Below are 23,021 nucleotides of genomic sequence, written 5' to 3' on the forward strand. Positions count from 1 at the left end.
ATGACCCAGCCTCTTCTGAGTATTGATAACCTGTCGATTGCTTTTTCAAAGCAGGGTGAGACGCGCACCGTGGTCAACGATTTATCGCTGCAGATCCAGCCCGGGGAAACGCTGGCCCTGGTCGGCGAATCGGGTTCAGGCAAAAGCGTTTCGGCGCTCTCCATCCTGCGGCTGCTGCCTTCTCCGCCGGTGAGCTATCCGCAAGGGGACATTCTTTTTCACGGCCGTTCGCTGCTGCATGCCGACGAACATACCCTGCGCGGCATTCGCGGCAACAAAATCGCGATGATCTTCCAGGAGCCGATGGTTTCACTTAACCCTCTGCACAGCCTCGAAAAACAGCTTTATGAAGTGCTCTCCCTGCACCGAGGGATGCGCAAAGAGGCCGCGCGGGGAGAAATTCTGGATTGTCTTGAACGCACAGGCATACGCAATGCGCCCAAACGGCTGAATGATTTTCCGCATCAGCTCTCCGGCGGCGAACGCCAGCGCGTGATGATCGCCATGGCCCTGCTGACGCGCCCCGAACTGCTGATTGCCGACGAGCCTACAACGGCGCTTGACGTGACGGTACAGGCGCAAATACTGACGCTGCTGCGGGAACTGCGTGACGAGCTGAACATGAGCCTGCTGTTTATCACGCACAACCTGAGCATTGTGAGAAAGCTGGCCGACAGCGTCGCGGTGATGCAGAACGGACGCTGTGTTGAACAGAATACGGCGTCCGCGCTGCTGAGTGCCCCACAGCACCCCTATACGCAGCGCCTGCTCGACAGCGAACCCTCCGGCGACCCGGTTCCTCTCGATGCGGACAGCACGCCGCTGCTGCGCGTTGAGGATCTGTCCGTCTCGTTCCCGATCCGTAAAGGTATTCTGCGCCGCATTGTCGATCGCAACCCGGTGCTGAAAAACCTCCGCTTCTCGCTGCGCCCGGGTGAATCACTGGGGCTGGTGGGCGAATCCGGCTCGGGTAAAAGCACCACCGGTCTGGCGCTGCTGCGCTTAATTGCCTCCCAGGGCGAGATCCTCTTTGACGATATGCCGCTGCACCGCTGGAACCGCCGCCAGATGCTGCCCGTGCGTCCCCGCATGCAGGTGGTGTTTCAGGATCCCAACTCCTCGCTTAACCCACGGCTCAGCGTGTTACAGATTATCGAAGAGGGTCTGCGCGTCCATCAGCCCGGCCTGAGCGCGCAGCAACGCGAGCAGGAGGTCATGCGGGTCATGACCGAAGTGGGTCTAGATCCCGAGACGCGCCACCGCTACCCTGCGGAATTTTCCGGTGGGCAGCGCCAGCGTATCGCCATTGCCCGCGCGCTGATCCTGAAACCGGAGCTGATTATTCTGGATGAACCGACGTCATCGCTGGACAGGACCGTACAGGCGCAGATCCTGGCGCTGCTGAAAGGGTTACAGGAAAAGCACCGGCTGGCCTATATCTTTATCAGCCATGATTTACAGGTGGTGCGGGCGCTATGCCATCAGGTGATTGTGTTGCGTCAGGGAGAGGTGGTCGAGCAGGGTGATTGCCAGCGCGTATTTAGCGCGCCAACGCAGCGCTACACGCGCCAGCTGTTGTCGTCAGACTAGCGCTCAGAATGGATACTGGCCGGAGAAAGGCTCTGCAATAGCAACGCCAAAATTTTTCAGGCGGCAGGTAGCAGCAAACTCGTCCTGGCTTTTCACAAACAGGCACGGCTCACCTTCGCACTCCAGCACGGAGCTGTCCACTTCGATATCCGTCAGGGCCTGACTGAGACGCTCCATCACCCGCCAGGCATTTTCGTCGCTCGGGCTCAGCAGCTTGAGCGCCACCAGGCAGTTTTCACAGCCCGCGACGTTTTGCGGAATCGGTTCAACTTTCGAACCAGCAAAACCCGCCGACCAGCGATAGCTCTGGGGCAAGCGATGGACAATAGAAAGTTGTAATGTATTCACGTTCGTTCCCCGGAAGCAAAATTTACTTCACAATTTATTTACATTTATAGTAACACATCATCGCCAGCCTGCACTATTCAGCACTTTTTTATCGGTATTCAGGCTCGCGTCGGCGCTATATGTACCCGTTTCTGCGATCTAACTCAACCTTTTTGAATACAATGATGTGACTTTTTACACAAATAGATTTTACATAAAATAAACAAACACGGAATAAACGAACGGGGGTTTGGTTGATATGCATCAACAAAAAAGGCCCTTCCGGGCCTTCTCTGCGTTTTAGTGGGCCGCTTTTCGCGGTCGACTGGCGTAAAGATAGAAGAGTATCGAGCTGGTTGCGCAAAAAGCCATCGCCCACAGCATCGGCCACGCCGTCGTAAAGGCGGCCATCGAAAGCATCGCTCCGACGATAGCGCCGATGCCGAAGCGGAACGTCCCTGCCAGAGATGATGCGGTTCCTGCCATGTGCGGAAACTCATCCAGGATCACCGCCATCGCATTGGACGACACCATCGACACGCAGCCAACAAAGGCCGCCACGCCGACCACCAGCGCCCAGAAGCCCACGCCCAGAAACGCGCTCACCACCAGCCAGATCGCCATCACAAACTGGATCCACAGCCCGGCGCGGAACATGTTCAGCGCCCCCACCCGCCGGACAAAGCGGCTGTTGATGATGGTCATGATGAACAGGAAGACGATGTTAAGCGCAAAGTAATAGCCGAAGTGCTGCGGCGAAACGTGGTTCAGCTCGATATAGACAAACGGCCCGGCGCTCAGGAAGGAGAACATTCCGGCGAAGCTGAACCCGCTCGCCAGCATATAGCTGAGCACGCGCTTGTGGCGAAACAGCGAGGCAAAGTTGCCGATGGTGGTACGGATGTGAAACTTCTGGCGGCGCTCGACGGGAAGCGTTTCATCAATAAAGAAGAAGATCATCGCGGAGGCCAGCAGCGCGGCCAGGGCCAGGATCCAGAAAATCACATGCCAGCTGAACCACACCAGCACCGCACCACCGGCCATTGGGGCCACCAGCGGCGCAATCGTCGTCACCAGCATGACAAACGACATCATGCGGGAGAACTCTTCTTTGGGGTAGATATCGCGCATCAGGGCGTTAATCACCACGCTTGCCGCTGCCGCCGCCAGACCGTGGAAGAAACGCATGATAATCAGATGATCGATAGTCTGCGCCAGCGCGCAGGCAACCGCTGCGGCGGCAAAGACCAGCGTCCCGCCCAGAATGACCGGCTTGCGTCCAAGGCTGTCGGCCATCGGGCCATAAAACAGCTGGCCGAGGGCAAAGCCGAGAATATAGGTGCTGAGCGTCATCTGCGCGCTGCCCGCCGGTACGCCAAACTGCGCGGAAATGACCGGCAGCGCGGGCAGGTACATATCGATAGACAGCGGCATCAGCATGGCCAGCAGGCCAAGAATGAAGACGATTTTGAACGACGAGTGTGGCCTGGTGGTCACAGAGTTCTCCTGAAATTAGTGCGAAGGCAGACCGACGCTGGCGATCTCTTCTTCCGTTAACGGGCGATATTCGCCAGGCGCCAGGTCGGGATCGAGTTCAATCGCACCAATCCGTTCGCGATGCAGGCCAACAACGTGGTTCCCCACCGCGGCAAACATACGTTTCACCTGATGGTAGCGCCCTTCGCTGATGGTCAGGCGGACCTCCGTCGGGGTGATGACTTCGAGCACCGCCGGTTTGGTCAGATCTTTTTCATTATGCAGCTGAACGCCTTTCGCGAAGTGCTCTGCCGTGTCATCCGACACCGGTGACTCCAGCGTCACGAGATAGGTTTTCTCGCAGTGGTGGCGTGGAGAGGTGATGCGGTGCGACCACTGACCGTCGTCGGTCATCAGCACCAGCCCGGTGGTGTCGATATCAAGTCGACCTGCGGCGTGCAGCTTGTGCGCCACCGGCTCGTCGAGGAAATAGAGCACCGTCGGGTGATCCGGATCGTCCGTTGAGCAGACGTAGCCTTCCGGCTTATTGAGCATGAAGTAGCGCGGACCGTGCTGCTGGGCCAGCGGATTGCCTTCATACTCCACCTGATGGTCAGGTTGCAGTTTGAACGCGCTGTCTCTCACAATGTCGCCATCCACGGTAACTCGGCTGGCGCGAATTTCGCGCCCGGCAATAGCGCGGCTTACGCCGAGTTGCTGAGCGATAAACTTATCAAGTCGCATGAAATCTTTTTAGCCTTAATGGTGCAGGAAGTCGGACAACAGGTCCGAAAAAAGAAGCAGTCTGGAACGGTTCAGTATAATGGTCTGGTTGCGCCACTCAAGGGAAAAAGTTTCGTGGCATACTATGTGCGGAATAACGAAACCGAGACCCCATGACTTTTACACTTCGTCCCTATCAGCAGGAAGCCGTTGACGCCACCCTCGCCTGGTTCCGTAAACATCGCGAGCCGGCGGCGATTGTGCTCCCAACCGGCGCAGGCAAAAGCCTGGTCATTGCCGAACTGGCGCGTCTGGCCCGCGGCCGCGTGCTGGTGCTGGCGCACGTTAAAGAGCTCGTCGCGCAAAACCATGCCAAATATTGTGCGCTTGGGCTGGAAGCCGATATTTTCGCTGCCGGGCTGAAGCGTAAAGAGAGCCACGGCAAAGTGGTCTTTGGCAGCGTGCAGTCGGTGGCGCGCAATCTGGACCTGTTTCGCAGCGAATTTTCGCTGCTGATTGTCGATGAGTGTCACCGCATCAGCGATGACGACGACAGTCAGTATCAGCAAATCCTGTCGCACCTGAAAGACGTGAACCCTCACCTGCGCCTGTTGGGCCTGACGGCGACCCCGTTTCGCCTGGGGAAAGGCTGGATCTACCGTTACCATTATCACGGCATGGTGCGCGGCGATGACAAGGCTCTGTTTAGCGACTGCATCTACGAGCTTCCGCTGCGCTACATGATTAAACATGGCTACCTGACGCCGCCTGAACGGCTGGATATGCCGGTGGTGCAGTACGATTTCAGCCGCCTGCAGGCGCAGAGCAACGGGTTATTCAGCGAAGCGGATCTTAACCAGGAGCTGAAAAAGCAAAAGCGCATTACGCCGCATATCATCAGCCAGATTGAGGAGTTCGCCGCGACGCGCAAAGGGGTGATGATCTTTGCCGCCACCGTTGAGCACGCGCGAGAAATCACCGGGTTACTGCCCCCCGGCGACGCGGCGCTCATCACCGGCGAGACGCCCGGCCCCGAGCGCGACCGCCTGATTGAGGCCTTTAAAGCCCAGCAGTTCCGCTATCTGGTTAACGTGTCGGTGTTGACCACCGGCTTTGACGCCCCGCACGTCGACCTGATCGCTATTTTGCGTCCGACCGAATCGGTCAGTCTGTATCAGCAAATTGTTGGCCGCGGCCTGCGTCTGGCGCCGGGGAAAACCGACTGCCTGATTCTGGATTATGCCGGTAACCCGCACGATCTCTATACGCCTGAGGTCGGCGCGCCAAAAGGGAAAAGCGACAACGTGCCCGTGCAGGTCTTTTGCCCTGCCTGCGGGTTTGCCAACACCTTCTGGGGAAAAACCACCGCCGACGGTACGCTGATCGAACATTTTGGCCGCCGCTGTCAGGGCTGGTTTGAAGATGATGACGGGCATCGCGAGCAGTGCGATTTCCGCTTCCGGTTTAAAAACTGCCCGCAGTGCAACGCCGAAAACGACATTGCCGCTCGCCGCTGTCGGGAATGCGACACGGTGCTGGTTGACCCGGACGACATGCTCAAAGCAGCATTAAAGCTGAAAGATGCGCTGGTACTGCGCTGTTCCGGCATGGCGTTGCAGCCCGGCGCCGATGAAAAAGGCGAATGGTTGAAAATCACCTATTACGATGAAGACGGGGCGGACGTCAGCGAGCGCTTCCGGCTCCAGACGCCTGCCCAGCGAACGGCCTTCGAACAGCTGTTTATTCGCCCGCACACCCGCACCCCGGGGGTGCCACTGCGCTGGATCACCGTGGCGGATATCGTGCACCAGCAGGTGTTATTACGCCATCCGGATTTTGTGGTCGCCCGCAAGAAAGGCCAGTTCTGGCAGGTGCGCGAGAAACTCTTTGACTACGAAGGTCGCTTCCGTCGTGCCAATGAATTGCGCGGTTAGCGGGACTTTTCATTGATGTGGGGGGCATTTGAGTATAAAATGCCGCCCGCTTCACATCCGTGAGGCAGAACACTCACCTGCTGCTGGGTCGCCTGTAGTAGGGTTTTAAATACAGAGAGAAATCAATGTTTACTATCGAAGCAGAAGTACGTAACGTGCAGGGTAAGGGTGCGAGCCGCCGCCTGCGTACCGCTAACAAGTTCCCGGCTATCGTTTACGGTGGTGAAGCTGCTCCAGTTGCAATCGAACTGGATCACGACAAACTGTGGAACCTGCAGACCAAAGCTGAATTCTACAGCGAAGTTCTGACCATCGTTGTTGGCGGTAAAGAAGAAAAAGTGAAAGTTCAGGCTGTTCAGCGTCACGCGTTCAAGCCAAAACTGACTCACATCGACTTCGTTCGCGCGTAATCGCAAACCTGTCGAAAAAAACCCCGCTTCTGCGGGGTTTTTTGTGCCTGCTATTTACCGCCCGAGGTGCGGCGCTGAAGCTGATCGCGCAGATTCGGCGGCGTGCCCTTAATGGTCAGCGTATCGGTGGCCGGATCCCAGAAGATACGTTCACCCAGCAGCATCGCATCAAAGTTAATGGTTAACCCACCGCCGCTGCCGGCAAACTTGGTTAACTGACGCAGCGTGCTGCGATCCGCCGGGAAGCTCTCTTCAAGCTCATAGCCCTTTTCTGCGGTAAATTCCTGGAAGCTGACTTCGCTGACGCCCGCCAGCTCTTTTGACAGCGACTCCAGCTCAATCTCTTCCCCTGCCTGCAGCTGTTCGTTGCAGTAGCTGTAAACCTGCTGACGCACCGTCTGGCGCTCAGATTTATCGAGCTGCGCTTCTGCTGTGAAATCGTCAACCGCCTGGAGCAGCCCTTTGTTCTGCGCTTTGGCGTTAAGCCCTTCACTGGCACCGAGGAAGTCCATAAAGAAATCCGCCACTTTGCGGCCCACGCGTCCCTTCAGGAAAGTCAGGTAGCGGGTCGACTCCGGGTTGGTTTCCCACTCGGTCAAATCAATACGCGCCACGATATCCGCATGGTTAATGTCCAGATAATGCGTCGAGCTGATATCCAGCTGCTCGTTCACGCGCATGCTGCTTAAGTTATTCAGCACGGTAACCAGCAGATACTCGACCGCCAGATAGCGGTAGTGGCAGAACAAGACAATCCCGCCGTCGGCGAACGGATATTTAGCCAGCTCGTCGCGCAGACGCCCGGTTGCCGCACGGCTAAACGCCAGGAAATCCTCTTCACCCTGGCGCTGCAGGCGCAGGCTATCGGCCAGTTCGCTGTCTTCGCTGAAAAGACCATAGGCTTTATTTTTGGCGCTGTAGACGCGATGCAGCTCTGCCATCATCTCCACCACGGTCGCCGTGGGTTCCAGTAACGAATCGCGCAGCACCACTTCAAGGGTTTGCTCATCACGCTTGATAAGCTGGTGCAAGGCAATCTGGTTGATTTCCAGACTCATGATAAACTCTCCTTTTAGACCGGGCGGTATTCAACCACCACCAGGACATGTGTGCAACAACAGATAAAAAAGGGGAAAAAAAGCTGTTGCTACGGTAATATGTTGCCCTTTCATCAACAAACTGATTTTGATTTATGCCACAACATTCCCGCTACAGTGATGAACACGTTGAACAACTGCTCAGTGAGCTGGTCAACGTACTGGAAAAACATAAAACGCCGACCGATCTCTCCCTGATGGTTTTGGGAAATATGGTCACCAACCTGATTAACACCAGCGTTGCTCCGGCTCAGCGTCAGGCGATCGCAAAATCTTTCGCCCAGGCTTTACAGTCGTCCGTCAGCAACGACCCGGCCCATTAAGGGATACGAACAACAGTTTATGGTGACGAATCGTCAGCGCTACCGTGAAAAAGTCTCCCAGATGGTCAGCTGGGGGCACTGGTTTGCCCTGTTCAACATTCTGTTGGCGACGGTCATTGGCTGTCGTTATCTGTTTGTCGCAGACTGGCCAACAACGCTAACCGGGCGTGTCTACTCCTGGATAAGCGTTGTCGGTCACTTTAGCTTTTTGGTTTTCGCCACCTATCTGCTGATCCTGTTCCCCCTGACGTTTATCGTCATGTCGCAGCGTCTGATGCGGTTCTTATCCGCCATCCTCGCGACGGTGGGGATGACGCTGCTGCTTATCGACAGTGAAGTGTTCACCCGCTTCCACCTGCATCTTAACCCCATCGTCTGGGAACTGGTGATTAACCCCGACCAGAACGAAACGGCCCGTGACTGGCAGCTGATGTTTATCAGCGTCCCGGTGATCCTGTTGATTGAGATGCTGTTTGCGACGTGGAGCTGGCAAAAGCTCCGCAGCCTGACCCGGCGACGCCATTACGCGAAGCCCGTCGCCGCGCTCTTTTTCGTCTCCTTTATCAGTTCGCACATCATGTATATCTGGGCGGATGCGAACTTCTATCGCCCTATTACCATGCAGCGTGCGAACCTGCCGCTCTCGTACCCGATGACGGCCCGTCGTTTCCTCGAGAAACACGGCCTGCTTGACGCTCAGGAGTACCAGCGCCGTCTTATCGAGCAGGGTAATCCGGAAGCCGTCAGCGTGCAGTATCCTCTGAGCGATCTACGCTATCGCGATATGGGGCGCGGGCAAAACGTCCTACTGATCACCGTTGATGGCCTGAACTATTCCCGTTACGAGAAGCAGATGCCTGTGCTGGCCGATTTCGCGAGTCAAAACGTCTCGTTTACTCAGCATATGAGCTCCGGTAACACAACCGACGCGGGCATCTTTGGCCTCTTCTATGGCATTTCAGCCGGATACATGGACGGCGTACTCTCTACCCGCACGCCTGCGGCGCTGATCACCGGGCTGAATCAGCAGGGCTATCAGTTAGGGTTGTTCTCATCGGATGGCTTTAACAGCCCGCTCTACCGCCAGGCGCTGCTGTCCGATTTCTCACTGCCAGCGGCACAAAATCAGTCCGATGCGCAGACCGCCGGCCAATGGATAAACTGGCTTCAGCGTTACGCGCAGGAAGATAACCGCTGGTTCTCATGGGTTGCCTTTAACGGCACAACGCTTGCTAACAGCAATAAGAGTGATTTCGCGCGCCGCTACGGCCGCGCTGCGGGTGATGTTGATGCGCAGATTGGCCGCGTGCTTGACGCGCTACGTGAGTCCGGCAAGCTGGATAACACCGTGGTGATCGTGACCGCAGGCCATGGCGTCCCGTTAGGTGACGAGACGAAGAGCATGAGCTGGTCACGCCCGAACCTGCAGGTTCCGCTGGTGATCCACTGGCCTGGCACCCCGGCACAGCGCATCAATATGCTTACCGAGCATAAAGATGTGATGACTACCCTGATGCAACGCCTGCTGCATGTCAGCACGCCAGCGAACGAGTATTCGCAGGGACAGGATCTCTTCAGCGCTGCGCGCCGCCATAACTGGGTCACGGCTGCCGGGAATGACACGCTGGTGGTGACCACACCGAAGCTGACGCTGGTGCTGAACAGTAACGGGAATTATCAGACGTATAATCTGCAGGGTGAACGGTTGAAAGACCAGAAACCGCAGCTGAGCCTGCTGCTGCAGGTCCTGACGGATGAGAAGCGCTTCATCGCTAACTGATTAATAATAAACCAGTTAGCGACAGATTCCCTTGCATTCAAAACGGAATCGAGTAGTATTCTTTTTATGCGTCGGCACGTAGCGCAGCCTGGTAGCGCACCGTCATGGGGTGTCGGGGGTCGGAGGTTCAAATCCTCTCGTGCCGACCAAAAACATACTGAAAACCAGCCTGATGGCTGGTTTTTTTATTTCGCCTCGTCCGGGTTTTTGCGCAGATACACCAGCGTAGCCAGACAAATCACCGCTCCTGCATAAAACGTATATTCCGCGCCAAACGTTTCCCATATCGCGCCGGCTCCCACGCTGGCGATTAATAATCCCACGCCGCTGACCAGACTAAAAATACCGAAAGCAGTGCCGCGCAGATCGGGCGGTGCGGTTTTAGCGATCATTGCCGCCAGTAATCCCTGGGTCATACCCATATGTACTCCCCAAAACGCGACGCCCAGAAGCATTCCAGCCCAGTGGGTGCTCAGCGCCAGCACAACATCTGCCCCAATCAGCATCACCAGACCCCACTGCAGTAATCGGGTGTGGCTCATCCCGTCCGATAACTTGCCAAACGGATAGGCAGAGAGGAAATAGAGCAGATTCATGGCCACCATCACCAGCGGGATCAGCGCCAGCGGCACCCCCGACTGCTGTGCGCGCAGCACAAGAAATGCTTCACTGAAACGTGCGAGCGTGAAGATGGCTCCCAGGCCAATGACCCACCAGCAGCCTTTCCCGAGACGCCTGAGGTTCTCTTTTTTGATGGGGTTCGTGCGTTTATGTTCGACGGGCGTTTTCGGCTCATGCAGGCCGAAGAAAAGCAGCGCAACGGCGAGCACGCCGGGGATCACCGCGATCCAGAAAATCGTGCGGAAGTCATCGTTCCACAGCAGCATTAATCCTACGGCCAGCAGCGGCCCGAGAAATGCGCCGACGGTGTCCATCGACTGACGCAGCCCAAAGGCCGCGCCGCGAAGTTCCGGCGGCGTAACATCAGCAACCAGCGCATCGCGCGGCGCTCCCCGTATCCCCTTCCCGACCCGGTCGATTAAGCGCGCCCCAAGGATCATGCCGGAAGAAGAGGCGATAGCGAACAACGGTTTACTCAATGCGCCAAGACCGTAGCCCAGAACCGCCAGTCCTTTACGCTTGCCCAGATAGTCACTGATGGCGCCGGAAAACACCTTGATAAACAGCGCCGTAGCTTCAGCCAGACCTTCAATCAAACCAATGAAAATAACGCTGGCGCCCAGCGTCGTCACCATAAACAGCGGCAGCAGGCTGTGGATAATCTCCGAGGAGATATCCATTAACATACTGACGCCGCCCACCACCCAGACTCCTTTCGGGATCCGGCTGAGCGTTGCAAACCGGGATAACATTGCGCATCTCCTGCTTCATGTTGCACTGTCTTGTTCGAAACAGAATATCCTGGAAATGCGAATAAAAATTATTAGACATAAAAAAAGCCACCCCGCAGGATGGCTCCGATATCGCAAATCGGCGTCTAGTGTTTATCACGTCCGCCCAGGAAGAAAATGCCCAGCGGGATGGCCAGCAGAACGGTGAACACCAGGCTGTAGACAAAGATCATCGCCGACTGCAGGACATACATGCTGGTTGTCCAGGCAGAGAGAGGAATGTTGTACTGTTCGATAACGCCTACAATGGTGGCCCGCCCCACGCACGCGGCAGCAATCATAAACACAACCAGCAGCGCCAGGAGGAACTTGCGGCCTTCAGGCGTTTTCAGTTTTGCACGAACCATCTCTCTTCCCTTTTACAGATGAATAACATTATAGAGGGTCTAAAATAACACAAACGCCTGCCGGACTCCACGCCAGTGCAAATCTCTACTTAAGTGGCAAATATGTGGTTTATTTCGCTATCCATATTGAAAATGTAAGTAAATAACACCAATCATTCATAGTTGATATGTTAACCTGTGCAGGATCGTTTTGACATAAAGGAATGACAATGAAAAACGCACCTAAATTTGCCATCGCACTCATCGCCGCCGCATGTGTCAGCACCAGTGCTTTCGCCAGCGAAACCCCTAAAGAGCAGCCGCTGGAAAAAGTCGCCCCGTATCCGAAAGCGGATAAAGGGATGAAGCGTCAGGTGATCCAGCTACCGGCACAGCAGGATGAAGCGAATTTCAAAGTGGAGCTGTTGATTGGCAAGACGCTGGAAGTGGATTGCAACCAGCATCGTCTGGGCGGTCAGCTGGAAAGCAAAACGCTGGAAGGCTGGGGTTATGACTACTACGTCTTTGATAAAGTGACCTCTCCGGTCTCCACCATGATGGCCTGCCCGGACGGCAAGAAAGAGAAGAAATTTGTGACAGCGTATCTGGGCGACAATAGCCTGCTGCGCTACAACAGCAAGTTGCCGATCGTGGTTTATACGCCTGAAAACGTGGAAGTGAAGTATCGCGTGTGGAAGGCTGAAGAGAAGATTGAGCAGGCTGTCGTACGTTGAAATTAAGTCGGTGGCGGCTTCGCCTTACCCGACCTACAAAACAACACCGAACATAGGCCGGGTAGGCGTCAGCGCCACCCGGCTTTTTTACCTTACAGCGCGATATCCGCAACCGGTTTGTTTTCCGGCTGAGGCTTCAGCTCCGCTTTTGGCGCAGCATCCGCAGCCTGCGGTTTGATGTACTGCAGCTGCAGTACGCGGCTGGTGTATTCCAGCTCCTGCTCCGTCGCGTCCACGTTACCGTTCAGCTTCGTGCCGTAGGATGGAATAATGGTTTTCAGCTTCGCCTGCCATTCCGGACTGGCGACTTTATCTTTAAACACTTTTTCCATCAGGTGCAGCATGATTGGCGCAGCGGTAGACGCACCCGGTGACGCGCCCAGCAGCGCGGCGATTGTGCCATCCTTATCGCTCACCACTTCGGTACCCAGACGCAGCACGCCACCCTCTTTCGGATCGCGCTTGATGATCTGTACGCGCTGACCCGCCTGCCACAGACGCCAGTCTTCTTTCTTCGCCTGCGGATAGTACTCTTTCAGCGCCTCGAAGCGGTCGTCGTCAGAGAGCATCACCTGGCTAATCAGGTATTTCACCAGATCGAAGTTATCCAGACCCACGTCCATCATCGGCTTGACGTTAGAGGTGGTGGTTGCGCTCAGCAGATCCCACAGGGAGCCGTTTTTCAGGAATTTAGTGGAGAAGGTCGCGAACGGTCCAAACAGCACCACGCGTTTGCCGTCAAGCATACGGGTGTCAATGTGCGGAACGGACATTGGCGGCGCGCCCACGGAAGCCTGACCGTACACTTTTGCCAGATGACGATTCACCACTTCCGGGTTATCGGACACCAGGAACTGACCGCCGACCGGGAAGCCCGCGTAGTCGTCAGCTTCCGGAATACCGGACTCCTGCAGCAGCTTCAGCGCCGCGCCGCCCGCACCGATGAAGACAAACTTCGCCTTGATGACGTGTTCAGCTTCATTGTTTTTCAGATCGGCAACGGTCACGCTCCAGCTATTATCCGCGTTGCGCTTGAAACCGCGCACTTCGGTGCTGAGCTGCAGATTGAAGTTCTCTTTTTTCTTCAGAGATGTCACCAGCTGACGGGTAATTTCGCCGTAGTTAACGTCAGTACCAATTTCGGTACGGGTCGCCGCCACTTTCTGGTTCGGGTCACGACCTTCCATGACCAGCGGAGCCCACTCTTTAATCTGCGCGTGGTCTTCAGAGTATTTCATCCCGCGGAACAGCGTGCTCTGCTGCAGAGCGGCGTAGCGCGCGCGCAGGAAGTTGACGTTCTGCTCGCCCCACACAAAGCTCATGTGCGGCACGGTGTTGATGAAGGAGTGCGGGTCGTGCAGCACGCCGCTGTTGACCTGATGAGACCAGAACTGGCGAGAAACCTGGAATGCTTCGTTGATTTCTACTGCCTTCTCGATACTAATGGAACCGTCCTTTTTCTGCGGCGTATAGTTCAGTTCCATGAGTGCCGAATGGCCGGTACCGGCGTTATTCCAGCCGTTCGAACTCTCCTGTGCCACGCCATCAAGGCGCTCGACCATGGTCATAGACCAGTCCGGCTGCAGTTCTTGCAGATAGGTTCCCAGCGTGGCGCTCATGATCCCGCCACCGATTAAAAGGACGTCCGTTTCCTGCTCTTTTGGTGCGTCAGCTTTCGCCGCCATGGAGACGGTGTTAAGCCCCACGGCCAGAGAAAAGAGCATGGCAGTCATTTTTTTCATAATTTATGCCTTAGTGTAAAAGTGCTTGATGCGTGGAAATTGCAGGTGAAAAAAGCTGCGGGGCACGGTAACAACTTTTAAATATTGTTTAAAGGTTACGAAATTATTGTAATTGTGAAATTTAATGATGGATTGTTTGTGAGGAATTAGCGATGCGTCTGGTAAAGCGCGGTTTTACTGGCTAGTATGTTGCGTTTTGTGATCGCGCGCACGGAAGCCTGCCCTAACCAGCGAACTGTTATGTCCTTACCCCATTCTGCTGTATCCCCCGAAGAGCGCGTAGCCAACGTGCTGCGTTCCCCTAAGAAGCTGACGCGCGAAACGCTGGCAGGCGTGATTACCGCCCTGGCTCTGATCCCCGAAGTCATCTCGTTTTCGGTGGTCGCGGGCGTTGACCCGAAGGTCAGCCTGATCGCTTCCGTAGTGCTGTGTCTCGCCCTGTCCGTACTCGGTGGTCGTCCGGCGATGGTCACGGCAGCGGCCGGTTCCGTGGCGCTGGTCATTGGCCCGATGGTGCATGAGCACGGCGTGCAGTACATTCTTCCCGCCGTGCTCATGGCTGGCGTGATTCAGATTCTGTTTGGCGTGCTGGGCATGGCAAGGCTGATGCGCTTTATTCCCCAGTCGGTCATGAACGGGTTTGTTAACGCCCTGGGCATTTTGATCTTCTTAGCTCAGGTGCCGCATTTCTGGAGCCGAAGCCCGCTGATTGTGGGCCTGTTCGTGCTGACGCTGCTGATCGTGCTCTGGGTGCCGCGCTATATCAAAAGCATCCCTTCCCCGCTGATTGCGATTGTGCTGTTAACCTTGTTTACCGTTTCAACCGGGCAAAGCCTGCCGACCGTGGGCGATGAAGGCTCAATGAGCGGCAGTTTGCCGGGACTTAGTGAACTTCTGGTCCCCCTCAATTTACAGACGCTGAGCATTATCTGGCCGTGCGCGTTGAGCATCGCCTTTGTCGGCCTGCTGGAGTCCCTGCTCACGGCAAAGCTGGTGGATGAACTGACCGCGACACCGTCAAGTAAACGCCGCGAAAGCATTGGATTAGGCGTCGGCAATATTCTGGCCGGATTTTACGGTGGTATTGCAGGCTGCGCGATGATAGGACAAACCATCGTTAACGTGGAGATGGGGAAAGGCCGAAGCCGCATTTCAACCTTCGCTGCGGGCATCGTGCTGCTGATCCTGGTGACGGCGCTCAGCGAGGTGATGGCCAACATCCCGATGGCGGTGCTGGCGGGCATTATGGCGATCGTCGCCGTCAAAACCTTCAGCTGGCACAGCCTTCAGCCCACCACGCTGAAAACGGCCCCGATAGCGGAAACGGTCGTCATGCTGGTCACCGTTGCCGCCACGGTATCAACCGGCAATCTGGCAATTGGCGTGCTGGGCGGAATTATCGTCATGGCACTCCTCCCCGCCCGCATTAAGCGTCGGCTTAAAGAAGAAAAATCGTCGCCAGTCCAAGAAAAATAAAGAAACCGCCGGTATCGGTGATGGCGGTGATCATCACGCTCGACCCCACCGCGGGGTCGCGCCCCAGTTTGGTCATGGTCAACGGGATAATGACGCCCATCATCGATGCCACCAGCAAATTCAGCACCATCGCCAGCATCATCACTCCGCCTAACGCCATATCGTCATACAGCCACCAGGTGATGCCGCCCATAATGCCGCCCCACACCAGGCCGTTGATCAGCGCCACGCCCATCTCTCTGAAAATCAGAAAGGCGAAGTTGCCGGGCTGAATATTTTCCAGCGCCAGCGCGCGGACGATCATGGTGATGGTCTGGTTTCCGGTGTTGCCGCCAATCCCGGCCACAATCGGCATCAGCGAGGCCAGCGCCACCAGCTGCGAAATAGTGTGTTCAAAGCCGTCAATCACGCGGGAGGCGATAAACGCGGTACACAGGTTAATGGCCAGCCACGCCCAGCGCGTTTTCACCGCCTTGCCGACGGAGGCATGGACGTCATCTTCCGCGCTGATCCCTCCGAGCGCACGCAGATCGTTATCGGTTTCTTCGTAGACCACGTCAACGATCTCGTCGATGGTCAGACGCCCCATCAGTTTGCCGACGGAATCCACGACGGCAGCACTCACGAGGTCGTCACGTTCGAAGGTTCGCGCCGCTTTCTCCGCATCGTCTTCCGGGGAGAAGACCATCGGCTCGTTTTCCATCACCTCGCTCACCTTCCGCTGGGTGCTGTTGAGCAGGATGGTTTTCAGCTCCAGCTCGCCGAGCAGGGTTTTGTCCCGGGAGGTGACAAACAGTTTATCGGTGTTGTCCGGCATTTTGCCCAGGCGACGCAGATAGCGCTGCACGGTACCGAGCGTCACGTCCGGTCGCACCGTGATAACGCCGAACTCCATGATCGCGCCGACGCTGTTTTTCTCGTAGTGCATCACCTGACGCACGCGCGCCCGCTCCTCCGCAGGCAGTGACGCCAGCAGGCGACCGGTCAGGTTTCGCGGCAGGTGCTGAACGAGGTAAATCTGCTCGTCGATATCCAGCGTTTGCAGAGCGTCAAGAATATCCCGGTCGCTCATCTCGTCAATCAGGTCGTCCCAGACGTTTTCGGAGGCCTCAAGCAGCACCTGTCCGCGCTCGTGATCCTGTACCAGACGCCAGAGGGCGTGACGTTCTTCCGAGGGAAGCGCTTCAAGGGTGTCCGCCAGATCCGGCGGGGGTAAGTGAGCAACCAGCGCACCTACCTCAGCAATATCGTCGGCCAGAGTGCCGACATCATATTGCTCAGCCAGGGTGAGTTTGCCTAATAGCGTAGAAGTGACCGCTTTATCGGTCGTGAGGAGCCAGATGAGTCGCGCGCGCTCCTGGTCACGCTGTCTGGCGCTGTTTTTCTTTAATACCGACATCAATCATAAATCCATTAAATGAGTTGGGGTTAAGCATAGCGCGGGGATATGTAAATAAGAATAAACAACGGGCCGGGATGGAGAAAAAAGCGGCATTACGGCCACGATCTCTCCCCTCTCCCTGTGGGAGAGGGTTTGGGTGAGGGCATCAGGCCGTACGCGCCACCGCGTCACGCGATGCCGCATCGCGCTCTTCACCGGTCAGCTCGCTCAGCCTGCCGTCGCGCATCTCCAGCAGGCGGTCAGCATGAATGAAGTAGTGATCGTCGTGGCTGATGGCGAAAATGGTTTTGCCCATCTCCTGCATCAGCGGCAGCAGCACCTGATAAAATTCGCGGCGGAAATGCGGGTCCTGATCCGCTGCCCACTCGTCGAGCAGGATGATGTCACGCTCTTCCGCCAGCGCCAGCAGCAGCGCCACGCGCTTTTTCTGCCCTTTGGAAAGCTTCAGGTCGAGGATCTTCCCGTCCTGTAACTCCAGCTTGTGCGACATCTGCAGCTGCGCCAGCCATTTTTCCACCAGCGCCGGATTAGCCTGCTGCCCATCCGGCCCCAGCAGCCGATCGAACAGCCAGACGTCGGTGAATACCGCCGAGAAAAGCTTGCGGTAATCTTCGGGTTTCTCCGCGCTCAGCGCCCTGCCGTCAAGCAAAATCTCGCCCGACTGCGGCTGATAAAGCCCGGTGAGCAGCATAGCCAGCGTCGATTTACCGCTGCCGTTGCCGCCAATCAGGAACAACAGCTCGCCGCGGCGGATCGTCAGGTTGATCGGCCCCACGGAGAAGGCGCTGTCCTGATAGCGGAACGTGACGTTACGTAGCTCGAGCGTCTGCCAGTTCGGGAAGGCCTGCGGGCGCGGAAATTCTGCCTGGAACGGCGCGAGATCGAATTTTTTGAGCTTATTAAAGGCCACCTGCGCACTCAGTAAGGTGGGCAACGCGCCGACCGCCGAGAGCAGCGGCGTGCGCAAAAACAGCAGCGTCAGTGAGTATGTTGCCGCTACGTTAGTGTCCGACCAGCCCAGGCTGTTCGCCATCCAGAATACCAGGCCAATGGCACCCAGCATCATAATGTTTGACCAGTTCACCGCGCTCAGGTGGAAGGTATCGGCGCGAATAATGTGATGCCGGTATTCGCGCGCGTCCGGAATATAGAGATTGTTAAAGATATACTCGGCGCGCTCGCGGTTCAGGGTGAGTTCTTTACGCCCTTCCAGTACCGTCTGGTAATCGTTATAGAGCTTATCTTCGGTTTCGCGTAGCACCGCCATATGTTTATAGACGCGCGACACCAGCATAAAACCGCCCCAGATGGTGATGGCGATCCACAGTGCAGTCACCGCCAGCATTTTGGTGGAGAGCCAGGCGAGATAGGCCGCCGAGCCAAAGGTCAGAATGATCCCCTGCACCAGCTCCGGCAGACGAACGAACGCGATGGTAATGGCGCGCACGTCGCTGGTCAGCCCCGCCAGCAGGGAGGCGCTGCCGAGCTGCTCAACGCGCTCTATTTGGGTGTCCAGGATCCGCTTGATAAACTCACTGCGCAAACGAAAAACGAAATGGTGGCCGAGCGCGGTCAGCGCCAGCTGTGAGCCGAGCGTAACCGCCATCAACAGCAGCAAAAGGCCAAGAAACTCCGGCAATACGGAGAGCGAGGTGTCGACCATTTCTATCAACCGCACGTTAATAAATGCGATCAGGCCAATACCCAGCGCGGCGCTGGCAAGGCTTAACGCCATAACGGCGATGAAGGGCCAGCGATACTGACGCCAGACGAGGAGAAGTAGTTGCATGCAGGCAATCCGGACAATAAAAATCAGCCAGCAGTGTAAACTGCCCTGCGCGGACATCAAGAATAATTCTTATTTTAGTTTATTCATCCCCGCCTGACGGAAGGTCAGATTAAAGCGGTACTCACCCGTGAGGGGGTGGACGCCGGGTTTCAACGGCTGAATGCCGTGATAATAAAGCCGCGATTCCCTGCCCCACACCACCACATCGCCATGTTCCAGCATGATGCGTTTGAGCGGATCGTTGCGGCGTAATCCCCCAAACTGGAAGACGGCGGGCAGACCTAACGATACCGAGACGATAGGCGCGCGCAGATCGGGTTCATCCTTATCCTGATGCAGCGAGAGCTTTGCGCCAACGGCATAGCGGTTAATCAGGCAGGCATCGGGCCGAAAGTCAGGATACTCGGCTGCCCCGGCGGCCTCATGGCAAAGCGCCTGAAAAACCGCAGGCATCGGAGGCCAGGGCTGGCCGGTCGCAGGATCGTTCGGGGCATACAGATAGCCCCGCTCGTTCGTCGCCCAGCCCAGTTCGCCGCAGTTGGCCATGGCCACCGACATGGTGTAGCCGCCCGGCGTCACCATATGGCGAAACGGTGAAACCGCTGTGACCTCTTCAATTCCAGCAAGCAACGCCTCCGCACGGGAGAGAGCAAAGCGACGCAGGATAACCGCCCCCGGCGCAAGCGGCTCCTGCCAGGGTTCAGCATCCGCAAAAAGATCGAGCATTATCCCTCCTGACGTTTCGCCTCACGTTTCAGTAATAGCGCTTTTCGCGCCGTTCCCCAGCGGTAGCCCGACAGCACGCCGTCGTTGCGAACCACGCGATGACAGGGGATCACAATTGCCAGCGTGTTTGCCGCACAGGCTCCGGCAACGGCGCGTACCGCCCTGGGCTGGCCAATCGCCTGCGCCACCTGCTGGTAACTTGCCGTTTCGCCGCAGGGAATGTTGCGAAGTGCCTGCCAGACGCGCTGCTGGAAAGCGGTTCCACGAATATCCAGCGGCAGCGCAAGCGGTACGTCGCGATTATCAATACTGGCAATGACCTGGTGGATCCGCTGCACAAAGGCGTCATCCAGCGGCGCGTGCGTAGCTTTTGGAAATTGCGTGGCAAGCTCTGCGGTTACTTCAGCATCGGTGTCACCCAGCAGAATCGCGCAGATCCCCCGCTCGCTTTCGGCGACCAGACAGCGTCCCAACGAACAGTCATCGATGGCATAACGCACTGCCGCATCCCCTTTGCGGTACTGCTTCGCCGTCATGCCCAGGGCATCGTTGGCTTTGCGATAATAGCTGCTGCTGTCGGGAAACCCCGCCGCCAGCACGGCGTCGGTAATTTTGTCTCCCTGTGCAAGCGCGGTGCGCAGGCGCTGGCCTCGCGCCGCCTGCTGCCAGGCCTTTGGCGTCATGCCGGTCACGGACTTAAACAGACGGTGGAAATGGAAAGGACTCATGGCGACCTGCTGCGCCAGCCCCTCCAGGGTTAGCGTGGGATCCTGCTCCAGAAGACGGCAGGCGTGTTCCACTTTTGCCAGCTTCTGCGCCTGCGGATCGCGTTTGTCCGGCATGCAGCGCTTGCACGGGCGAAACCCTGCCTGAACGGCATGTTGGGCATCGGGATAAAAGCGGACGTTTTTACGCAGCGCGTGGCGGGCGCGGCATGACGGGCGGCAGAAAATACCCGTCGTCTGCACGGCGAAGACAAACTGTTCGTCAGCGAGCGGATCGCGGGCCAGCACGGCCTGCCAGCGATCCTCATCGGTAATAAAGGTTGAGTTTCTCATTATCGGCTCCTCTTGTAAGCATACATAGAGCCTGCCTGAGTGCCACTGATAAAAAACCCGCAACCTTGCTTTTTAATTTTTGTCGCGCACCAGGAAGCTATTGAACTGCGGCGAGCTCCAGGTTTTGAACCCGTCGCCCTCTTTGGTGATCATATAAACCGCCAGCCCTTCCTGGCGGACCACCTCTTTGGCTTTTTCCGGGCCGAGAACCATTAAGCCAGTATCCCAGGCATCCGCTTCCAGCGCGGTTGGGGCGATGACCGTCACCGAGACCAGGTTATGCGTGATGGGACGCCCGGTCTGCGGATCGATAACATGGGAAATACGCTTCCCGTCAAGCTCGTAATAGTTACGATAGCTCCCGGAGGTACTGATGCCATGTCCGTTGATATCCACTATCGCCTGTACGGCATTTTGCCGATCGGTCGGCTTTTGAATCGCTACGCGCCACGGCTTATCGCTGGCGTTCATCCCCCGGCTGACTAGCGCGCCGCCCACGGAGACCAGATAGCGGGAAATGCCTTCCTGGGCCATCAGTGCAGCAAGATGATCCGCCGCATAGCCTTCCCCGACCGTTGACAGATCGACAAACAGATCGGGAATATCTTTTTGCAGGTACTGCTGCCCGTACTGGTTGATCACCGTCAGATGCTGCAGCCCCGTTCGGGCGCGGGCGTCATCAATGGCCGCCTGTTCGGGCGTCTTCACAGGCTGTTTATTCGGGCCAAATCCCCAGAGGTTCACCAGAGGGCCGACGGTCACATCCATCGCCCCGTTAGTTTTGTAACCCACGCGTATGGATTCAGTCACGATATCGGCCATCGCCTCGCTCACCGGCCACAGAGAGGTACTGGTGGAGAGATTAAAGCGCATCAACGCCGAGTCATTTTTATAGGTTGAGAGCAGCTGATCGTCGGCGTCCAGCTGCGCCTGAATTTTGCCGCGAAGCTCATCCGTGCGAGTTTTATCGAGGTTCATCACACTGACGCGCCAGAAGGTTCCCATCGTTTTGCCTTCGAGCACCGTCGCGGCGGGTGCATCGGTTTTCGCCACGGGCGCGGGATCGTCACACGCGGTCAGGAAAAAAAGCATAGCCAGAAAGCTGGCGCGTAAAAAAGTCATGTCCATTCATTATTATCCTCATGCCAGGGCGGCAAGAGTACACCAAAACGGGTGAGTAGTGAGAATCGGGGAAGCACAAAAAAGGGGCCATCAGGCCCCTTACGTCACACGATAAAGCGATTAGAACTGGTAAACCAGGCCCAGCGCTACGATATCGTCAGTACCGATACCCGCCTGACGGGTGAATTCATTTTCATCAACCAGGTTGATTTTGTAATCCACATAGGTGGACATGTTTTTGTTGAAGTAGTAAGTCGCACCAACGTCAACATATTTCAGCAGATCCTGATCGCCGTAACCTTCGATGTCTTTGCCTTTAGACTGCAGGTAGGCCACGGATGGACGCAGACCGAAGTCGAACTGGTACTGAGCAACCACTTCGAAGTTCTGCGCTTTGTTAGCAAAACCGTAAGCGGTAGTCGGGCTGTCGCCATTAGAGGTACCGAAACGAGTTGCGTTGTAGGTCTGGGAGTACTGCGCTGCCAGATAGATGTTGTTGGCATCGTATTTCAGGCCGCCAGAATAAACTTCTGCGTTATCACCATGACCGTAAACGCTTGCACCGTTCTGATCGGCGGTACGTTTGGAGGAGGACATTGCGCCACCTACGCTGAAGCCTTCGCCCAGGTTATAGGTCACGGAAGCACCGTAGCCGTCGCCGTTCTGTTTCAGCAGGCTGCGTCCACCCACGTTTTCACCGCTTACGCTGCCGTTTTTACCCTGATACTGCAGAGCAAAGTTCAGACCATCCACCAGACCAAAGAAGTCCTGGTTACGGTAGGTCGCAACGCCGTTAGCACGGGACTGCAGGAAGTTGTCTGCGCCGTAGGTATCGCCACCAAATTCTGGCAGAACGTCAGTCCAGGAGGTTACGTCGTAGATTACGCCGTAGTTACGACCGTAATCGAAAGACCCCGCGTCACCAAATTTCAGACCCGCAAACGCCACACGCGTCCAGGCATCATTTTCGCTTTCGGAGGTGTTGCCCTGGATCTGGTATTCCCACTGGCCGTAGCCGGTCAGCTGATCGTTAACCTGAGTTTCGCCCTTGAAGCCGAGACGCATGTAGGTCTGGTCGCCGTCGGCACCCTTGTCGTCAGAGAAATAGTGCAGACCATCGACTTTACCGTACAGATCTAATTTGTTGCCATCTTTGTTATAAATTTCGGCCGCATTTGCTGCGCCTGCCACCAGGAGTGCTGGTACCAGGAGGGACAGTACTTTAACTTTCATTTTATTAACCCTCTGTTATATGCCTTATAATTGCCACTGCTTACTGGTTAACCCTCATTAACCAGTCGGCAATTTCATTCTCCGCAAAATTACAGAATAATCCAATGCGAATATGATACGAAAACTTTGAAGATGTTTCATTTATCTATCAACATGTTTCAAAATGTAAATATCAAGGAACTTTTACAAAGCACAAATAGCTTAGAAAATTAGCACTTATAATCAAACGAAAAATACAACCCATATAAATCAATAGGTTACAATAAAATCCGTTACAGCACTGAATGACAAAACAAGATGGCACCTAATCTCTAAAATAACTCTCGCTATCATCATTAACT

Annotated in this window: 20 protein-coding genes and 1 tRNA gene; 8 read left to right on the forward strand and 13 right to left on the reverse strand. The window is 56.2% G+C overall.

Annotation, left to right across the window (positions count from 1 at the left end; all coding sequences use genetic code 11):
* The gene (gene yejF / locus ACW9E7_RS13320; protein ID WP_458727904.1) at positions 1 to 1,590 is read left to right on the forward strand and encodes a microcin C ABC transporter ATP-binding protein YejF; all 1,590 of its coding nucleotides are present in this window, start codon (positions 1 to 3) and stop codon (positions 1,588 to 1,590) included.
* A 3-nt stretch (positions 1,591 to 1,593) separates the two neighbouring features.
* Here yejF and ACW9E7_RS13325 read toward each other — a convergent pair whose 3' ends face one another.
* The 3 genes from ACW9E7_RS13325 to rsuA all read right to left on the reverse strand — a co-directional run bounded on the left by ACW9E7_RS13325 (position 1,594) and on the right by rsuA (position 4,137).
* Entirely contained in the window at positions 1,594 to 1,938 is a 345-nt protein-coding gene (locus tag ACW9E7_RS13325; protein ID WP_008500952.1) for a YejG family protein, read from the reverse strand.
* Positions 1,939 to 2,217: 279 nt separating this feature from the next.
* Positions 2,218 to 3,414, reverse strand: a complete 1,197-nt coding sequence (locus tag ACW9E7_RS13330) for a Bcr/CflA family multidrug efflux MFS transporter (RefSeq protein WP_458727905.1) — start codon at positions 3,412 to 3,414, stop codon at positions 2,218 to 2,220.
* A 15-nt stretch (positions 3,415 to 3,429) separates the two neighbouring features.
* Entirely contained in the window at positions 3,430 to 4,137 is a 708-nt protein-coding gene (gene rsuA / locus ACW9E7_RS13335) for a 16S rRNA pseudouridine(516) synthase RsuA (protein WP_458727906.1), read from the reverse strand.
* Between the two features lie 152 nt (positions 4,138 to 4,289).
* On the opposite strand from rsuA, the gene ACW9E7_RS13340 reads away from it, so the two are divergent.
* The gene (locus tag ACW9E7_RS13340) at positions 4,290 to 6,050 is read left to right on the forward strand and encodes a DEAD/DEAH box helicase (RefSeq protein ID WP_458727907.1); all 1,761 of its coding nucleotides are present in this window, start codon (positions 4,290 to 4,292) and stop codon (positions 6,048 to 6,050) included.
* Positions 6,051 to 6,175: 125 nt separating this feature from the next.
* A complete protein-coding gene (gene rplY, locus ACW9E7_RS13345; protein ID WP_008500956.1) occupies positions 6,176 to 6,460 on the forward strand; it encodes a 50S ribosomal protein L25 in 285 nt (94 codons plus the stop codon).
* 50 nt (positions 6,461 to 6,510) lie between these two features.
* Here rplY and yejK read toward each other — a convergent pair whose 3' ends face one another.
* Complete coding sequence (gene yejK, locus ACW9E7_RS13350) at positions 6,511 to 7,518, reverse strand: nucleoid-associated protein YejK (protein ID WP_109845346.1); 1,008 nt, start codon at positions 7,516 to 7,518, stop codon at positions 6,511 to 6,513.
* A 134-nt stretch (positions 7,519 to 7,652) separates the two neighbouring features.
* Between yejK and ACW9E7_RS13355 the strand changes: the two genes are divergently transcribed.
* The 3 genes from ACW9E7_RS13355 to ACW9E7_RS13365 all read left to right on the forward strand — a co-directional run bounded on the left by ACW9E7_RS13355 (position 7,653) and on the right by ACW9E7_RS13365 (position 9,809).
* Complete coding sequence (locus tag ACW9E7_RS13355; protein ID WP_008500958.1) at positions 7,653 to 7,880, forward strand: YejL family protein; 228 nt, start codon at positions 7,653 to 7,655, stop codon at positions 7,878 to 7,880.
* Between the two features lie 19 nt (positions 7,881 to 7,899).
* Entirely contained in the window at positions 7,900 to 9,660 is a 1,761-nt protein-coding gene (gene yejM / locus ACW9E7_RS13360; protein WP_115875868.1) for an LPS biosynthesis-modulating metalloenzyme YejM, read from the forward strand.
* Between the two features lie 72 nt (positions 9,661 to 9,732).
* A tRNA-Pro gene (locus ACW9E7_RS13365) sits at positions 9,733 to 9,809 on the forward strand.
* A 36-nt stretch (positions 9,810 to 9,845) separates the two neighbouring features.
* On the opposite strand, the gene ACW9E7_RS13370 is transcribed toward ACW9E7_RS13365, so the two are convergent.
* Positions 9,846 to 11,033, reverse strand: coding sequence for an MFS transporter (locus ACW9E7_RS13370; RefSeq protein WP_458727908.1), 1,188 nt, complete (start codon positions 11,031 to 11,033; stop codon positions 9,846 to 9,848).
* Positions 11,034 to 11,158: 125 nt separating this feature from the next.
* Positions 11,159 to 11,419 (reverse strand): DUF2534 family protein, encoded by a 261-nt coding sequence (locus ACW9E7_RS13375; protein WP_010433451.1) that lies wholly within the window; start codon positions 11,417 to 11,419, stop codon positions 11,159 to 11,161.
* A gap of 209 nt (positions 11,420 to 11,628) precedes the next feature.
* On the opposite strand from ACW9E7_RS13375, the gene eco reads away from it, so the two are divergent.
* Complete coding sequence (gene eco, locus ACW9E7_RS13380; protein ID WP_045351839.1) at positions 11,629 to 12,132, forward strand: serine protease inhibitor ecotin; 504 nt, start codon at positions 11,629 to 11,631, stop codon at positions 12,130 to 12,132.
* Between the two features lie 92 nt (positions 12,133 to 12,224).
* Here eco and mqo read toward each other — a convergent pair whose 3' ends face one another.
* Positions 12,225 to 13,874, reverse strand: coding sequence for a malate dehydrogenase (quinone) (mqo, locus tag ACW9E7_RS13385; RefSeq protein WP_047652540.1), 1,650 nt, complete (start codon positions 13,872 to 13,874; stop codon positions 12,225 to 12,227).
* 186 nt (positions 13,875 to 14,060) lie between these two features.
* Between mqo and ACW9E7_RS13390 the strand changes: the two genes are divergently transcribed.
* Entirely contained in the window at positions 14,061 to 15,350 is a 1,290-nt protein-coding gene (locus ACW9E7_RS13390; RefSeq protein ID WP_458727909.1) for a SulP family inorganic anion transporter, read from the forward strand.
* On the opposite strand, the gene mgtE is transcribed toward ACW9E7_RS13390, so the two are convergent.
* The 6 genes from mgtE to ACW9E7_RS13420 all read right to left on the reverse strand — a co-directional run bounded on the left by mgtE (position 15,313) and on the right by ACW9E7_RS13420 (position 22,680).
* Complete coding sequence (gene mgtE / locus ACW9E7_RS13395) at positions 15,313 to 16,749, reverse strand: magnesium transporter (protein WP_069303099.1); 1,437 nt, start codon at positions 16,747 to 16,749, stop codon at positions 15,313 to 15,315. The genes ACW9E7_RS13390 and mgtE overlap by 38 nt on opposite strands.
* A gap of 148 nt (positions 16,750 to 16,897) precedes the next feature.
* Positions 16,898 to 18,541 (reverse strand): multidrug ABC transporter permease/ATP-binding protein, encoded by a 1,644-nt coding sequence (locus ACW9E7_RS13400; protein ID WP_143345338.1) that lies wholly within the window; start codon positions 18,539 to 18,541, stop codon positions 16,898 to 16,900.
* 69 nt (positions 18,542 to 18,610) lie between these two features.
* Positions 18,611 to 19,267 (reverse strand): DNA oxidative demethylase AlkB, encoded by a 657-nt coding sequence (alkB, locus tag ACW9E7_RS13405; RefSeq protein ID WP_133294837.1) that lies wholly within the window; start codon positions 19,265 to 19,267, stop codon positions 18,611 to 18,613.
* Entirely contained in the window at positions 19,267 to 20,325 is a 1,059-nt protein-coding gene (gene ada, locus ACW9E7_RS13410; RefSeq protein WP_458727910.1) for a bifunctional DNA-binding transcriptional regulator/O6-methylguanine-DNA methyltransferase Ada, read from the reverse strand. Before ada ends, alkB begins: the two co-directional genes overlap by 1 nt.
* Positions 20,326 to 20,397: 72 nt before the next feature.
* Positions 20,398 to 21,453 (reverse strand): FAD:protein FMN transferase ApbE, encoded by a 1,056-nt coding sequence (gene apbE, locus ACW9E7_RS13415; protein ID WP_458727911.1) that lies wholly within the window; start codon positions 21,451 to 21,453, stop codon positions 20,398 to 20,400.
* A gap of 114 nt (positions 21,454 to 21,567) precedes the next feature.
* Positions 21,568 to 22,680 carry a porin OmpC gene (locus ACW9E7_RS13420; protein ID WP_033146057.1) on the reverse strand — a complete coding sequence of 371 codons (1,113 nt, stop codon included), beginning with the start codon at positions 22,678 to 22,680 and terminating at the stop codon, positions 21,568 to 21,570.
* Positions 22,681 to 23,021: the final 341 nt, after the last annotated feature.

It is taken from the genome of Enterobacter sp. H2G27, from assembly GCF_054403075.1.

Excerpts from the sequence above, each read along its gene's own strand:
- yejF (WP_458727904.1), top strand. The coding sequence starts at position 1 with ATGACCCAGCCTCTTCTGAGTATTGATAACCTGTCGATTGCTTTTTCA.
- rsuA (WP_458727906.1), bottom strand. The coding sequence starts at position 4,137 with ATGCGACTTGATAAGTTTATCGCTCAGCAACTCGGCGTAAGCCGCGCT.
- ACW9E7_RS13340 (WP_458727907.1), top strand. The coding sequence starts at position 4,290 with ATGACTTTTACACTTCGTCCCTATCAGCAGGAAGCCGTTGACGCCACC.
- rplY (WP_008500956.1), top strand. The coding sequence starts at position 6,176 with ATGTTTACTATCGAAGCAGAAGTACGTAACGTGCAGGGTAAGGGTGCG.
- yejK (WP_109845346.1), bottom strand. The coding sequence starts at position 7,518 with ATGAGTCTGGAAATCAACCAGATTGCCTTGCACCAGCTTATCAAGCGT.
- ACW9E7_RS13355 (WP_008500958.1), top strand. The coding sequence starts at position 7,653 with ATGCCACAACATTCCCGCTACAGTGATGAACACGTTGAACAACTGCTC.
- yejM (WP_115875868.1), top strand. The coding sequence starts at position 7,900 with ATGGTGACGAATCGTCAGCGCTACCGTGAAAAAGTCTCCCAGATGGTC.
- ACW9E7_RS13370 (WP_458727908.1), bottom strand. The coding sequence starts at position 11,033 with ATGTTATCCCGGTTTGCAACGCTCAGCCGGATCCCGAAAGGAGTCTGG.
- ACW9E7_RS13375 (WP_010433451.1), bottom strand. The coding sequence starts at position 11,419 with ATGGTTCGTGCAAAACTGAAAACGCCTGAAGGCCGCAAGTTCCTCCTG.
- eco (WP_045351839.1), top strand. The coding sequence starts at position 11,629 with ATGAAAAACGCACCTAAATTTGCCATCGCACTCATCGCCGCCGCATGT.
- mqo (WP_047652540.1), bottom strand. The coding sequence starts at position 13,874 with ATGAAAAAAATGACTGCCATGCTCTTTTCTCTGGCCGTGGGGCTTAAC.
- ACW9E7_RS13390 (WP_458727909.1), top strand. The coding sequence starts at position 14,061 with ATGTTGCGTTTTGTGATCGCGCGCACGGAAGCCTGCCCTAACCAGCGA.
- mgtE (WP_069303099.1), bottom strand. The coding sequence starts at position 16,749 with ATGTCGGTATTAAAGAAAAACAGCGCCAGACAGCGTGACCAGGAGCGC.
- ACW9E7_RS13400 (WP_143345338.1), bottom strand. The coding sequence starts at position 18,541 with ATGCAACTACTTCTCCTCGTCTGGCGTCAGTATCGCTGGCCCTTCATC.
- alkB (WP_133294837.1), bottom strand. The coding sequence starts at position 19,267 with ATGCTCGATCTTTTTGCGGATGCTGAACCCTGGCAGGAGCCGCTTGCG.
- ada (WP_458727910.1), bottom strand. The coding sequence starts at position 20,325 with ATGAGAAACTCAACCTTTATTACCGATGAGGATCGCTGGCAGGCCGTG.
- apbE (WP_458727911.1), bottom strand. The coding sequence starts at position 21,453 with ATGGACATGACTTTTTTACGCGCCAGCTTTCTGGCTATGCTTTTTTTC.
- ACW9E7_RS13420 (WP_033146057.1), bottom strand. The coding sequence starts at position 22,680 with ATGAAAGTTAAAGTACTGTCCCTCCTGGTACCAGCACTCCTGGTGGCA.